Raw genomic sequence first — 13,365 nt, forward strand, 5'->3', positions numbered from 1 at the left:
CGACACACGCGCCGGCCCGCGGGCGCCGCGCCGTCAGGACGTGCTGCGGTGCCGGGCCCACAGCGGCAGCACGAACCAGCACAGGACGAACCACGCCGCCATCGCCCCCACCAGCCAGGCCGCGACCGGGTCCCGCACCACCACCCGCAGCACCAGCAGCAGCGACGACGCCATGGTGCACAGCAGCAGCACCAGGCCCAGCACGGTCAGGCGGGACGCCCACGCCACCGTCTCCGGCTTGAGCCGGCGCCCGGTGAGCAGCCGGTGTATCGAGACGGGCCCGACGAGGGCACCGGTGGTGGCGGCGCCGAGGACGATCGTCACGACGTAGATGTCCCGGTCCGTGGCGGTCAGTTGGGTGAAGCGCTGCTGGAACGCGACCGTCAGCAGGAAGCCGAAGAGGATCTGCACGCCGGTCTGCGCGACCCGCAACTCCTGGAGCAGGTCCGTCCAGCGCCGGTCCGCGCGCTCCTCGGGCGTCTCGTCCCGGCCGGCATCGGCGCCCGCGCCGCGCTGGTCGCCGTCCCGGGGTTCACGTGCGGTCATCGCGGCCCACTCCGTTCACTGGTCCCCTTGCTGTCGCTGCCTCCACCGCCGGCCGCCCCGGCCCGACGGCGCCCCCATCGTCCGCCTCCACCCCTGGCAGGCGGCGCCGACGCACGGGGGCCGGTGGTACGGGAGCCCGGGACGGGCCAGGCTCCTTCCTCAGTACGGGCGCAGCCGGCGCCACGCCGGCGCAAGGCCGTCGAGCGCATCGGCGGCACGGCGTTCCTGCTCGGCATGGAGGCGGCCGTAACCGTAGGTGTCCGCTCCCCGCCGGGCGGGCGCGCGCGGCGAGGTCGGGAAGTTCGGCCCGGGCCACGACGGCGTCCTGGTGCGCGCCGAGCACCTCCTGCACCGCCTTGGCGCGCTTGCGGTACTTGTTCGCCCTCTTGCCGGCACAGGGCAGTGCGGCCTCCGCGGAGTGCCGCGCCCTGCGGACGGCTTTGCGGGCCTGATGCAGCGCCCTGTCCCGCCGCGGGCCCGCGGGGGCGCCGGCCGCGGTCCTCATCCAGCGCGAGAGGCGGCGGTGGTTCCGCGCGGCGACCTTGCGCAGGTGCGTCCCCGCCGGCCGGCGGCTCCTGCCCGGACGCAGCGGGGGCCGGGCGCGCAGCCCGTCGAGGGCGTCGAGCAGCGCGAAGTAGGAGGACCGGTCCAGCCACGCGACCGCCGAGCGGTGCGCCTCGGCGTAGCGCGCGGCCTCCTGGCCGGCGATCCGGCCGGCGAGCGCGCGCTCCTGAGGTTCCGTCAGTTCCGTCGCGTGCCGGGGCAGATCGGCGGCCGGCACCTCGTGGTCGCGGGCGGGACAGCAGCCGCAGGTCGGCGGTGTCGTCGTACACGGCGTCGAGTTCCTCGCGCGGCGCCTCCGCCACCTGCGACACCTCCGGCAGCGCGTCGAGACGGCCGGCGTCGAGCGGGCCCGCTCCTTCGAATGTCACTTCCTGTTCGAGAGGGGTTGCCGTCATACGAGGCGCCTGCCCGGCCGCGCCGCGTCTGAACGCCGCCGCGGTGGGTGCCTCCGCGGCGGCCCGGCCCGATCCGTCGGCGGCGCCTGAAGTGACAGGGAGGCATGGTTGCACCGAGCACCGTGGCCCAGCCCCCGCACGCTCCGGCGACACCGGGCGGTCGGCGCCGAGGACCGCCCGCGCGGAGGTGATCCGGGGCTCGGGCCGACCGGCGCCGTACACCTTCCAGGCGCAGACGGCATCCTTCGTGATCCGCGCATATCGCCCGGCGAAGGGGGCACCCGGGGATCAGCGCCGCCGTGCGGCCGGTCGCGGGTGCGCCACGCGCACGAGCAGGCGGCGCGAAGCCGGACGGCCCCGGCGGCCAGGGCCCGGCGCACCCTCCCGAGGGGGCGCGGGCCGCGACGAGATCTGGTGCGAGGTGACGACGGGATGACCGTGCCCATGGACCGCCGACGGGAGAGGGTGCTGAGGCTGCCGGGTGTCTACGCCCCGCAGCACGACACCCGGCTGCTGATCCGGGCCCTCGGCAGGGAGCACCTGGCGCAGGGCACGGACGTGCTGGACATCGGCACCGGCAGCGGGGCACTCGCCCTCTGCGCGGCCCGCCGGGGCGCGCATGTGACGGCCATCGACATCGCCCGCCGATCGGTGGTGTGCGCGCGGATGAACGCCGCGCTGGCCGGCCAGAAGGTGGCCGTGCGGCTCGCGGACCTCACCGCGTGGGACCGCCACAGCGGCTACGACATGGTGGTCAGCAATCCGCCCTACGTGCCCGCTCCCGGCGGGGCGCCGCCCGCGCACTCCGCGGCCCGGGCCTGGGACGCGGGCGGCGCAGGGCGCGCCGTCGTCGACCGGATCTGCGAGATCGCGCCGCGGACCCTGCGCCCGGGCGGGGTGCTGCTCCTGGTGCACTCCCAGATGTGCGGCGTCGACAGCACCCTGCTCCGGCTGCGCCGCGCGGGCCTCACCGCGGACGTCACCGACCGGGCGCACGTGCCGTTCGGGCCGGTGGTCAGGTCCCGGCTGCCGTGGCTGCGGGAGCGCGGCCTGGCGGGTGCGGGCCAGCACAGGGAGGAACTGGTGGTCATCCGTGCCGTGCGAACGTGACACCCCGCGCCGGGTGGTCGTCGAGCCGTCCGGACCGGTCCTGGTGGAAGGCCCCGTCACGGTCGTGGCGGACGACGGCGAGGCGGTCACCTCGGACCGTTTCATGGTGGCGATCTGCACCTGCCGGCGCAGCCGGAGCTACCCCTGGTGCGACACGAGCCATCGCCGCCGCTCCCGCCCGGCGCGCGGCGGCACCGACCCGTCCGGCCCCTGCGGGGAGAACGGCGAGGAGCAGGCGTGACCGCCTTCCGGGAACCGCGTGCGGCGCCGCCCGCCCTCCCGGCCCCGCGCGGCGACCTGTCCGCGGCGGTCGTGGCGGCCCTGCGCACCGGCGACGTCCCCGCACCCGCCGAGACCGTACGCGTCGATCCCGCGGCCGCCGACCCGGGGTGCGACGATCTGCACCTCGCGCTCTATGTGCTCTACGAACTCCACTACCAGGGGTTCCGCGACGTGGCCGACACCCGGGAGTGGGATCCGGACCTGCTGCGCCTGCGCCGGTCGCTGGAGGAGCCGTTCCTCGCCTGGCTGCGGGCCGGCACGCCACCGGACGGCGACCCCTCCGACGCCCTCGCCCGGATCCTGGTCGAACCCACCGGGCCGGCCGAACCGCGGGGCGTCACCCACTACTTGCGGGACGAGGGAACCGCGGAGCGGATGCGCGAGTACGCGGCGGCGCGCTCCCTGTACCACCTCAAGGAGGCCGACCCGCACTGCTGGGTCGTCCCGCGGCTGCACGGGCGGGCCAAGGCCGCGATGGTCGCGGTGGAGTTCGACGAGTTCGGGGCGGGGCGGGCGGAGCGGATCCACGCGCGGCTGTTCGCGGAGCTGATGCGCGACCTCGGGCTCGACACCGCTTATGGCGCCTATCTCGACGCGGCGCCCGCGGAGGCGCTGGCCGTCGTCAACCTGATGTCGATGTTCGGCCTGCACCGTGCCCTGCGGGGCGCGCTGGTCGGCCAGTTCGCCGCCGTGGAGGTCACCTCCTCCCCCGGTTCGCGACGTCTGGCGGAGGCGATGCGCCGGATCGGTGCGGGCCCGGCGGCGCAACTCTTCTACGACGAGCACGTGGAGGCCGACGCGGTCCACGAACAGGTGGTGCGGCACGAGGTGATCGCACCCCTCCTGGCGGCCGAACCCGGCCTCGCGGCGGACGTCGCCTTCGGCATCGACGCGACCGGCCTGCTGGAGGACCGCCTCGGCGAGGCGCTGCTCGACTCCTGGACCCGGGGCCGGTCGGCGCTGCGCGCCCCGCTCCCGGCCGGCGGCCCGCTCGCAACCGCCGGCTGATCCCCGGCGGGAGCCGCGCCCCCCGGCAACCGACCGTGGGACGGCCGCCGTTGACGGGTGGGCCCCGTGCCGGCACACCGGTGGTGCCGGCACGGGGCCCGTGCGGGTGGGGTCAGCTGAAGACGGCCTGCGTCTCCAGGTACGCCGCCAGGCCGAAGCGGTCGAACTCGCGGCCCAGGCCGGACTGCTTGAAGCCGCCGAAGGGGGCGTCCGGGGCGTCGACGATCTCGTTGACCATCACGCGGCCGGCCTGGAGCCGCCGGGCCAGGGCGACGCCCCGCCCGGTGTCGCCGGTGGCGACGTAGGCGTGCAGCCCGTACGGGCTGTCGTTGGCGATCGCCACGGCCTCGTCCTCGTCGGCGTAGGTGATCACCGCGATGACCGGGCCGAAGATCTCCTCCTGCGCGATGGTCCGGTCGTTGGTCGCCGTCAGCAGCGTGGGCCGGACGTAGTTGCCGCCCTCCAGCCCGTCGGGGTGGCCGAGACCGCCGGCCAGGACCTCGCCGCCCTGTTCGATGCCGGTCCTGATGTAGTGCTGCACGCGGTCGTACTGGTCGCGGTCGAGGACCGGGCCCACGACGGTGTCGGGGTCGCGGGGGTCGCCGACCTTCAGCGCGCCGACGGCCTCGGCCAGCGCCTGCCGGAACTCCTCGGCGCGGCTCGCCGGGACGAGGATGCGGGTGCCGGCGATGCAGGCCTGCCCGTTGTTGAACAGGCCCGCCTGCACGGCGAACGGCACCGCCCGGGACACGTCGGCGTCGTCCAGGATGACCGTCGGCGACTTGCCGCCCAGTTCCAGGGTGACCCGCTTCATGGTGTCCACCCCGTTGTGGGCGATGATCTTGCCCGTCGCGGTGGAGCCGGTGATCGACACCTTCGCGACATCGGGGTGGGTGGTCAGGACGTTGCCGACCGGATCGCCCTTGCCGAAGACGACGTTGACGACACCGTCGGGCAGGCCGGCGTCGGCGAACGCGTCGAGGACCGCCTGGGCCTGCCAGAACCCGCGCTCGCTGGGCTTGACCACCACGGTGCAGCCGGCCGCCAGCGCGACACTCGCCTTCATCGCGATGAACCAGCCGGCGCCGTTCCACGGGGTGATCAGGACGGCCACGCCGACGGGCACCTTCCGCACCGTCGCGCGGCCGATCCGCTCGGTGAACGTCTCCTCCGTCAGCAGCTTCTGGGCGAACACGAACCAGTCGCGGGACTGGCTCACGATGTACCCGGCGGTCGCCGTCGTGGTGCCGAACTCCTCCACCAGACCAGCGATCATGTCCTCGCGGTGGGCGTCGAAGGAGTCGGCCAGCTTCTGCAGGTACGCGCGGCGCTGGTCGAGGGTGGTCGCGGACCAGGCGGGAAGCGCCCGCTTGGCGGCCTCGACCGCCTCGTTGGCGTCGGTGGCGTCGCCCAGCACCCCCTCGGCGATCTGCTCGCCGGTGATCGCGCTGGTCACCACCTGGATCTCCCGGCCGTGCGACTTCCGCACGGAGCCGTTGACGTACTGGCGGTCGAGTGTCTTCAACGTGATCATCCTTCTGGAACGGTCCGGGCGCGCGGCCCGGACGGGAAACGGGAAACGGGAAATCGAAGCGGCAGGCGCGGCCTGCCGTGACGGGCTGTCAGGGGGCGAGCAGGATCCGGCCGGGGGTCGATCCGCTCTCCACCAGGCGGTGTGCCTCGGCCGCCTCGGCCAGCGGCAGCGTGAGGGTGGGGATGTCGGCCAGGCCCTGCCCGACGGCCTTCAGCGCGGCCTCGGCGGCGGGCCGGCCCTGCTCCGGGTGGGCGGGCAGGTAGAAGCCGACGGCGAAGCCGAGCATGGCGAGGTTGCCGCCCCACAGGGCGCTGGTCGGCACCGTGTGCTCCCAGTCGCCACTGGCGTTGCCGACCAGCAGCATCCGGCCCATGGGTGCCATCAACGGCAGGCTCCGGGTGCGCAGCAGGCCCCCCACCGGGTCGACCACGACGTCGAAGCGCCGGTCCCCGAGGGCCTCGGCCAGGTCCTCGCTCGCGACGATCTCGTCGTACGGCAGGGCCGACTCCCGCGCCTGCGGCAGGGCGCTGCGGAGTACGGTGCCCACCACGTGGGAGGCTCCCAGCATCCTGGCCATGCCGGGGAAGCCCGAGGCCAGTCCGCCCAGCGCGCCGTGCACCAGCACCCGCTCGCCCGGCCGGAGATGGGCCACCGCGGTGTACGCCAGGTAGGCCGTGGCGGCGTTGGGCACCGCGGCGACCGCCGGCGCCGGATCGACCCCGGTGCCGTCGAGGCCGGCGGTCAGCGCGGCGTCCACGACGGCGATCGAGGCGTAGCCGCCCTCGGGGCCGGTGCCCGACAGGGTCACCACCGGCTCGCCGACCCGGAGGTCCGTGACGCCCTCGCCCAGAGCGCGGACGGTGCCCGCCACTTCGAGGCCGGGCACGTACGGCGGTCGCGGCAGGTCCGGCTGGTCCTTGTACAGGCCCTGCCGGAGGTACACGTCGATCAGACCGACGGCGGCGTGGCTGACGTCGATCGCCACCTGCCCCGGCCCGGGGACCGGGTCCGGCAGCTCGGTGAGTGCGAGGACCTCTGGATCCCCGAAGCGGGTGACAACTGCGGCATGCATGACCGCTCTCCTTCTTCGTGTGGTGCGCCGCGTGCGCGTGCATCGGTGGGCAGCGCACGGCGGTGCCGTTTCTCTGCGGAATCCCCCGGTCCGCGGGGGTGGGTACGTGGGTCGGGCGCCTCATGGACGCCCTTGCCCCTACGCTCGGGCCCGGACGCGACGCGGACATGCGTCGAATGACGTGCCGCACAGGCGGCAGGTGACTGGCCGAGGACGCGCGGGACGACTGGTGGCCGCCTACTTGCCGAGCCAGCGGCTGCCGTCCTCCTCCGTCTCGTCGTGGTCGGTGGACACGCTCAGGTGCTCCCACTTCGCGTCCTCCTCCAGGCGCGCGGCCCAGGCCGCGCGCCCGTACGTGTACGCGTCGGTGCCCAGTAGGAGGCGCAGCGGGGGTTCGTCGAGGTCGGCGACGGCGAGGACGGCGCGGGCGACCTTGGCCGGGTCGCCGCTCGCCTGCTCGGCGAAGCCCCGCATCGCCTCCACGGCGGCCCCGACGGTCGCCTGGTAGGGGGCGCTGACCGGCGGGACGGCCATCGACGACCCGGCCCAGTCGGTGCGCATCCCGCCCGGCTCCAGCACGGTGACCTTGATGCCGAGCGGCGCCACCTCGGTGGCGAGGACCTCCGAGAAGCCGCCGACGGCCCACTTGGCGGACTGGTACGCCGACATGCCGGGGCTGGCGATCCGGCCGCCGAGGGACGAGACCTGGATGATGTGGCCCCCGCCCTGGCCGCGCAGGACCGGCAGCGCGGCGCGGCTGAGGTGGACCGTGCCGTAGAAGTTGGTGTCGATCTGGCGGCGGAACGCCTCCAGCGTGGTGTCCTCCAGGGACGCCCGGTCGGCCTGGCCCGCGTTGTTGACCACGACGTCCAGCCGGCCGAACACCTCGACGGCCTCGCGGACGGCGCGCTCGGCGGCGGCGGGGTCGGTCACGTCGAGCGCGGTGGCGTGCACCCGGTCGCCGTGGGCGGCGACGAGGTCCCGCAGGGAACGCGGGTCGCGGGCGGTGGCCACCACGCGGTGACCGGCCGCCAGCGCGGCGGTGACGATCTCACGGCCGAGTCCCCGGGAGGAACCGGTGACCAGGAATACCTTCGACATGGCAGTGCTCCGTTTCGTTTCTCGTTCGCCGCGTGCGCCGGTTCGGGGCAGGCGGCAGCGCGAAGTCCGCGCGGTCTTCGTGGAGTTCGTCGGGCGGCGTCACCCGCCGCACCGGGGGCCGGTGGCCGGGCGGCAAGCGCCGCAAGGGCGTTCAGGACCGGGGTGGGCCCGCGGGTTCCGGCCCGTTCCCGTCACGGGCCGCCGGCCTCGGTGCGTTCCCTCAACCCGGTCAGCCACCGCGCGTTCAGGCGGTTCGCCCAGACCGGCGGCGCTTCCCGTATCGCCGTGGCCGTGGTGCCGCGGGCCACCAGCTCGCTGGCGACCAGGGTGTGCCCGCCGGACGACGGCGTGAGCAGCCACGCGTGGTAGAGCTGCAGCCCGCCGGCGATCCCCGACAGGCCCAGCCGCCGGTGCGGCACGAGCTCCGCGACCAGGACCTCGAACCGGTGCCGTTCCGCCAGCAGGAGCTCGAACGAGTCGTGCTGGCGCAACGGCCCGGCGCAGGCGCCGTGGAACCGCACGCCGGTCACACCGGGCAGCCACGCGGGCCAGCCACCGGCCGCGACCAGCAGGTCGAAAACCCGGGGTGCGGGGGCCGCGACCGTGATGCGCGCGCCGCTGTAGCAGTCGGCGCGGTCCGGCGTGAAGCCGGCCGGCCAGTGGATGTCCGGTGGTTCGTCGGCGGCATCAGGCATCGCGCTACCTCCTGGCTGCGGGGACGACGCTCCCGCAGCGGGGCGGTGACCGTCGTGAACTGTCACCTCCACGCTCCGCCGCCGGCCGGCGGCGGACATACGTCAGATGACGTGCCGCATCGACGGGCCGGCCGGATCAGTCGTTCCGCGCACCGTCCAGGAGCGCCAGTGCGTCACGCAGCTGGGCGCGGGAGTTGATGCCGAGCTTGGGGAAGATCTGGTAGAGGTGCGTGCCGACGGTGCGGTGGGACAGGTAGAGCCGCTCGCCTATCTGCTTGTTCGTCAGCCCGGCGGCCGCCAGCGAGGCGATCTGCCGCTCCTGCGCGGTGAGTTCGGCGCTCCCCCGGCCCGTGGACCGGGTCACGGCGTGGCCGGCGGCGCGCAGTTCCGCGGCGGCGCGGGCGGCCCAGGGGGCCGCGCCGAGCAGGGTGAACGCCTCCAGGGCGTCGCTGAGGTGGGACCGGGCCGCCGACGTCGCCCGCAGCCGGCGCAGGTGCTCGCCGTAGAGGAGGTGCACGCGCGCGCGGTCGAAGGGCCACCGTTCGGTGTCCGGGACTGCCAGGGCCTGGTCGAAGAGGGCGCCCGCGTCACTGCCGGAGGCCACGAGCGCCCCGGCAGCGTGGGTGTGCATGGCCAGGCGGGGCGAGAGCCAGGGCATCGACGAGCCACGCATGGCGGCCACATGGGCCGCCGCCTCGTCGGTGCGGCCGGTGCGGGTGGCCGCTTCCACCAGGTCCAGCGCGACCCAGATCGCGTGGGAGATGTACGGGGCCAGGGCGCCGGGCGGGCTGATCCGGCCCGCGTGCCGGTAGGCGGCCTCGAAGTCGCCGCCGCCCAGCGCCGTGAGCACCCTGGGGTGGCAGGCGAAGAGCACGGCACCGTGGGCGCCGCGGGGCGCCGCCCAGCGGGAGACCTCGTCGGACAGCGCGGTGCTGGTGTCGAAGTTCCCCCGGGCGGCGGCCAGGAGGGCCTGGATGTACTGGAAGTACCAGCGGAAGAAGTGGTAGCCGCGTTCCTCGCACAGGGCGATGCCCTCGTCGGACAGTTCCGCCGCGTCCTTCCAGCGGCCCGCGAAGAAGTAGTGGAGGCACACGAGCATCGCCGCGCCGAGGTAGCGCCCGAGCGGGGCGGTGCCCTGGCGGCCCCGGTCGATCACGCCCCGCATCGCCTCGACCATGTCACCGAGCCGGTCGGGAAACGCCCCCGCGGTGGCCGCGCGGATGACACGGGTGGGATCCGTCTCGCCGCGCGAGTCGGCGATCAGGGCGTCGAGCCGGGCCAGGGTGCCGGGATCGCACCGCGCGGGATCGGCGAACGTACGGCTGATCAGCCAGGTCAGTTCGGGTACGCCCGCGGCGAGCCGGTCGACGGCCTCCAGTGCCGGCTGCCACAAGGCGGGCCGGCCCGAGAACCAGCACACCTGCGCCAGCGTGTGCAGGGCGTCGGTCATCGCGTCGTCAGGGCCGGAACTGCCGGCGTGAGCGGTGCTGCCCGCGTTGCCCGCGTCGCCGGTCTCGGCCGCCTGCGCCGCCTGCTCGCGCTCGGCCGACTGGATCGCGCCGACCAAAAGGCCGTGCGCGGTGTCGATGTCGCCGTCCCCGTTGATCAGCAGGAAGACGGCCGCCGCGGCCGCGTGCAGGGAGTCGCTGCCCTCCGGGTTCGTGCTGCGCGCCCCGGCGAGGAGCTGGGAGGCGCCGGCGACCTCCCCGCCCGCGTCCACACCGACGTACGCGGCCTGGGCCAGCCGCCGGCTCTTGTCGACCGCGAGCGGGCTGAGCCAGGAGGCACGGGTCAGCATCGCCACCGCGCCGATCGCGTCACCCCGGGCCAGCCGGTGGCGCGCCGCCTCTTCGAGCAGTTCCGCGACCTCCTCGTCCGGTCCCGCAGCCGCCTCCCCGAGGTGGGCCGCACGCCGCTCCGGCTGCCCGGTCAGCGCTCCGGCCAGCGCCTGGTGGGCCCAGCGCCGGTCACCGGCCGTGGACGCCTCGACCACGGCCGCACCGATGAGGGGGTGGCGGAAGGACAGCCGCCGGTTCGTCGAGTCCACCCGGACCAGATGGTCGCGCTCGGCGGGGGCGAGGTCCTCCAGGCCCGCCCGCTCGGCCGCCGCGGCCTCGATCACCGCCATGTCGCCGGTTCCGTCGAGAGCGGCGACCAGGAGGAGCCCGCGGCAGGTCGCGGGGAGGACGGCGACCCGGGACGCGAACAGCGCCTGCAGCCGCTGGTTGAGCGGCAGCACCGAGGGCAGCACCGCGAGGGAGGAGCGCTGCGTGCCGCTCAGCGAGGCCGGCAGCTCCACCAGCGCCAGCGGGTTGCCCCTCGCCTCGGTGATCAGCCGCTGCCGAACGGCGGGGGCCAGCGCGGGGTGCCGGCTGGACAGCAGCGCGCCGGACGCCGCCTCGTCCAGCGGCGGAAGGACGTACTCGGGCAGCCCGCCCCGCTCGAAGTAGCTGTCGGAGTGGGTGCGGGAGGCCGCCAGGAAGCCCACCCGGGTACCGGCCAGGCGCCGGGCCACGAAGCCGAGCACCGCGGTGGTGGCCCGGTCCGTCCAGGGCAGGTCGTCGACGATCAGCAGCAGCGGTGTCCCGGCCGCGACGTGGCGCAGCAGGAACAGCACCGCGGTGGAGACCAGCAGCCGGTCGGGCGGCGGCCCGCTGCCGAGACCGATGGCGACCCGCAGGGCGTCCCGGTGGGCGGGGCTCAGCCCGTCGAACGCGTCGACCAGCGGGATGAGCAGCTGGTTCAGGCCCGAGTAGCTGACATCCGCCTCGAACTCCGCGCCCGCCGCGCGCAGTACCCGGATCCCGCGGTCGGACGCGGCCGCGTCCACCGCGTCGAGCACGGCGCTTTTGCCCACGCCCGCGTCGCCCGAGACCAGCAGGGCGCCGCCCAGCACGGCGGGGTCCTCGAAGAAGGACAGCACGTACCGCAGGTCCTCGTCCCGCCCGAACAGCGGTTCCGGCCCGGGGGGCACCCGCGGCGCCACAGACATCTTCCCTCCTGGTGCGGCCGCGGTACCCGCGGCCCGCGCTTCGGCCCCCGCCACGACCAACCTAGTGCAAGCGCCCACCTGCACGGATCCGCCCGTCCCCGCGTTTCCCGCCGCCTCCCGCCGTACGGCCGGTCACTCCCCTGCGTCATCCGACGTGAGCACGCCCGCACCCGCCGCACGAGGCTTCGGGGGCGGACACGGGACCGTGTGCCGCGCCCACCTTCGACGGAGGCGGACAGGGAGGACACCACGACGGAGATCGTCGGGCTGAGCACGCTGACCGGGCGGCCGATGCCCGCCGGCGCCCGCGGAATGCTCGTGCGGTCGTGCGTCCCGGACCCGTCGGGCGTACGCGTCTCCTGGCGGTCCGCGGACTCCGGGGAGCCGCCGGCAGCCGGGCAGATCCTGCTCGCCTGGGAACCGAACGGCCCGGCCGCCATGGGCGTGACCGCGCGGATGGGGTCGGCCCGGTCCGAGGTCGTGCTGGCCGTCCGGCCGTCCGTGCGGGGCCGACTGGACGGACGTCGTGCGGCCCACCCTGGTCGAGGTCAAGGACATGCACGACGCCCTGCGCCTGGCCGTCCTCGCCCTCGCCGCCGCCGCCCTGGCCGCGCTCGCCCGCGGCACCCGCCGCGGCAACGAGGACAACCTCGCCTCGGTGACCATCCTGTTCGGCGCGCTGCCGGTCCACGAGAGCGCGGGCGAACTGTGGCAGGAAGGCACCGCCGTCCACCGCCGGGCCCTGCACGACGTCGCCGAGCACCTGTCGCGCTCCGGCGCCCTGCGCCCGGACCTCGACGTCGAACGCTGCACCGACCTGCTGCGGATGTGCTTCGGGGTCGGCGCCTGGCGCACCCTCGTCCAGGAATGCGGCTTGACCTGGGACGCCGCCGAACGGCAACTCGCCGCCATGGCCCGCGGCACCCTGCTGCATCCCTGACCCGGGCAACCGCCGCCTCCGCCGATGCGTCCCCCGACGTGTCCCCCGTGTCCCCCGTGTCCCCCGCTTTCTCTGCCTCCCCTCCGCCTCCCGCCGACGACCTGCCCGCCCTGTGACATGCCCGACTCCCGACGCCGCGGGTGAACCCGCCCCGGCCGGCCCACGTCTCAAGGAATACCCCCGTTGACGTGGAGCTTTCACCCACTGTCAGCACCCACCGAGGAAAGATCACCTGCCATGCACACCGTGTCGACCGAGCCCCTCCGCACGCCGGGGCCGGCCCCCGAACGGCCCGGGTCGGTGGTCGCAGCCCTGGAGTCCTGGGAGGCGTTCGGCCGCGCCGATCCGGCGTCGGCGTGGGATCACTTCAACGAACGGGTCGACTGGGTCGGCCCGTTGCTCGCCGCCGCAGGGCAGGACGCGGCGGCCGCGTTCGACGGCTCGGGCGCCTACGGGCGGGCGACGCGGTCCGAGGACGGCTACCGGATCACCGGCGACTGGCCGCACGGCGCACGCCTGGAGAGCGGCCTCGGCTGGGTCGTCGTCTCCGCGGAGGTGGCGGCTCCCGCGGGCGGCTCCGCTCCCCGGTGGTTCGTGACGCCCCCGGCCGTCTGGGCGAGGGGCGGCGTCGATCCGGCGCCGGACTCGCTGCGTGACGCCTCCGTGCCCGAGGGGCTGTCCGCACCGGCGCGGCAGGGGCTGCCCGACGGGGGCACTGCCACGCCCGACGCCTACCCCGCCGCCGTGTGCGTGGCACTGGGCGCCGCCCGGTACGCCGTCGCGGCGATACGGCCGTTCGTACCCGAACCCTCCCTGCGGGACGCCGAGTCCGCCCTCCGGCAGGCCCGCCGGGACGTCCTGGACACCGTCGCGGGGTCGGCCGCCCCGGCGACGGAGTACGGCTCCCCCGGCGACGGCCTGCCGGACGTGCTCGCACGCGCGGCGAACGTGGCCCGGCACGTCGTGGTCGCCATGTACGAGGCCGGGTTGCCCTTCGCCGACGCCGAAGGGGACCATCCCCTGGGCGACTTCATGTCCGCGGTCACCCCCGTGCTGCAGAACTCCGGCTTCGCGGCGCACTTCGCGCGGACGAGCGGTCGATGACACCACCGACGACCGGTCGATG

General features: G+C 75.2%; 11 protein-coding genes and 1 pseudogene. 5 read left to right on the forward strand and 7 right to left on the reverse strand.

All coding sequences use genetic code 11. The features are described 5' to 3' along the window. Positions 1 to 33 precede the first annotated feature (33 nt). Both C4U44_RS31155 and C4U44_RS43705 read right to left on the reverse strand, forming a co-directional pair. Positions 34 to 546 (reverse strand): DUF6328 family protein, encoded by a 513-nt coding sequence (locus C4U44_RS31155; RefSeq protein ID WP_103889397.1) that lies wholly within the window; start codon positions 544 to 546, stop codon positions 34 to 36. Further along, positions 533 to 1,333, reverse strand: a pseudogene (locus C4U44_RS43705) (CHAD domain-containing protein); the annotation flags it as partial. The pseudogene C4U44_RS43705 and the gene C4U44_RS31155, both read right to left, overlap by 14 nt. Positions 1,334 to 1,937: 604 nt before the next feature. Between C4U44_RS43705 and C4U44_RS31165 the strand changes: the two are divergent. The 3 genes from C4U44_RS31165 to C4U44_RS31175 are packed head-to-tail and all read left to right on the forward strand — an operon-like array spanning position 1,938 to position 3,905. Next, on the forward strand, positions 1,938 to 2,615 hold the full coding sequence (locus C4U44_RS31165; protein ID WP_103889399.1) for a HemK2/MTQ2 family protein methyltransferase: 678 nt from the start codon (positions 1,938 to 1,940) through the stop codon (positions 2,613 to 2,615). After that, on the forward strand, positions 2,599 to 2,856 hold the full coding sequence (locus C4U44_RS31170; RefSeq protein ID WP_103889400.1) for a CDGSH iron-sulfur domain-containing protein: 258 nt from the start codon (positions 2,599 to 2,601) through the stop codon (positions 2,854 to 2,856). Before C4U44_RS31165 ends, C4U44_RS31170 begins: the two co-directional genes overlap by 17 nt. Beyond that, complete coding sequence (locus C4U44_RS31175; protein ID WP_103889401.1) at positions 2,853 to 3,905, forward strand: iron-containing redox enzyme family protein; 1,053 nt, start codon at positions 2,853 to 2,855, stop codon at positions 3,903 to 3,905. The genes C4U44_RS31170 and C4U44_RS31175 overlap by 4 nt, the downstream gene beginning before the upstream one ends. A gap of 112 nt (positions 3,906 to 4,017) precedes the next feature. Here the strand turns inward: C4U44_RS31175 and C4U44_RS31180 are convergent, their stop codons facing one another. The 5 genes from C4U44_RS31180 to C4U44_RS31200 form a co-directional block, all read right to left on the reverse strand. Further along, positions 4,018 to 5,430: an aldehyde dehydrogenase family protein gene (locus C4U44_RS31180; RefSeq protein ID WP_103889453.1), complete on the reverse strand. Its 1,413-nt coding sequence runs from the start codon at positions 5,428 to 5,430 to the stop codon at positions 4,018 to 4,020. A 97-nt stretch (positions 5,431 to 5,527) separates the two neighbouring features. Beyond that, the gene (locus C4U44_RS31185; RefSeq protein WP_103889402.1) at positions 5,528 to 6,511 is read right to left on the reverse strand and encodes a quinone oxidoreductase family protein; all 984 of its coding nucleotides are present in this window, start codon (positions 6,509 to 6,511) and stop codon (positions 5,528 to 5,530) included. Between the two features lie 237 nt (positions 6,512 to 6,748). Continuing rightward, the gene (locus tag C4U44_RS31190) at positions 6,749 to 7,612 is read right to left on the reverse strand and encodes an oxidoreductase (RefSeq protein WP_103889403.1); all 864 of its coding nucleotides are present in this window, start codon (positions 7,610 to 7,612) and stop codon (positions 6,749 to 6,751) included. A gap of 191 nt (positions 7,613 to 7,803) precedes the next feature. After that, on the reverse strand, positions 7,804 to 8,307 hold the full coding sequence (locus tag C4U44_RS31195; protein ID WP_103889404.1) for an SRPBCC family protein: 504 nt from the start codon (positions 8,305 to 8,307) through the stop codon (positions 7,804 to 7,806). 136 nt (positions 8,308 to 8,443) lie between these two features. Next, entirely contained in the window at positions 8,444 to 11,299 is a 2,856-nt protein-coding gene (locus C4U44_RS31200; RefSeq protein ID WP_103889405.1) for a helix-turn-helix transcriptional regulator, read from the reverse strand. 526 nt (positions 11,300 to 11,825) lie between these two features. Between C4U44_RS31200 and C4U44_RS31205 the strand changes: the two genes are divergently transcribed. Then, on the forward strand, positions 11,826 to 12,239 hold the full coding sequence (locus C4U44_RS31205; RefSeq protein WP_103889406.1) for a hypothetical protein: 414 nt from the start codon (positions 11,826 to 11,828) through the stop codon (positions 12,237 to 12,239). 246 nt (positions 12,240 to 12,485) lie between these two features. Beyond that, entirely contained in the window at positions 12,486 to 13,343 is an 858-nt protein-coding gene (locus tag C4U44_RS41290; RefSeq protein WP_146088396.1) for a hypothetical protein, read from the forward strand. The last annotated feature ends 22 nt before the right edge of the window (positions 13,344 to 13,365 follow it).

Source organism: Actinacidiphila yanglinensis (assembly GCF_900107965.1).
Taxonomy (GTDB): Bacteria; Actinomycetota; Actinomycetes; order Streptomycetales; family Streptomycetaceae; genus Actinacidiphila; species Actinacidiphila yanglinensis.

Bases quoted from the DNA above. Each gene is read 5' to 3' on its own strand.
- C4U44_RS31190 (WP_103889403.1), bottom strand. From the start codon at position 7,612: ATGTCGAAGGTATTCCTGGTCACCGGTTCCTCCCGGGGACTCGGCCGT.
- C4U44_RS31200 (WP_103889405.1), bottom strand. From the start codon at position 11,299: ATGTCTGTGGCGCCGCGGGTGCCCCCCGGGCCGGAACCGCTGTTCGGG.
- C4U44_RS31185 (WP_103889402.1), bottom strand. From the start codon at position 6,511: ATGCATGCCGCAGTTGTCACCCGCTTCGGGGATCCAGAGGTCCTCGCA.
- C4U44_RS31165 (WP_103889399.1), top strand. From the start codon at position 1,938: ATGACCGTGCCCATGGACCGCCGACGGGAGAGGGTGCTGAGGCTGCCG.
- C4U44_RS31155 (WP_103889397.1), bottom strand. From the start codon at position 546: ATGACCGCACGTGAACCCCGGGACGGCGACCAGCGCGGCGCGGGCGCC.
- C4U44_RS31195 (WP_103889404.1), bottom strand. From the start codon at position 8,307: ATGCCTGATGCCGCCGACGAACCACCGGACATCCACTGGCCGGCCGGC.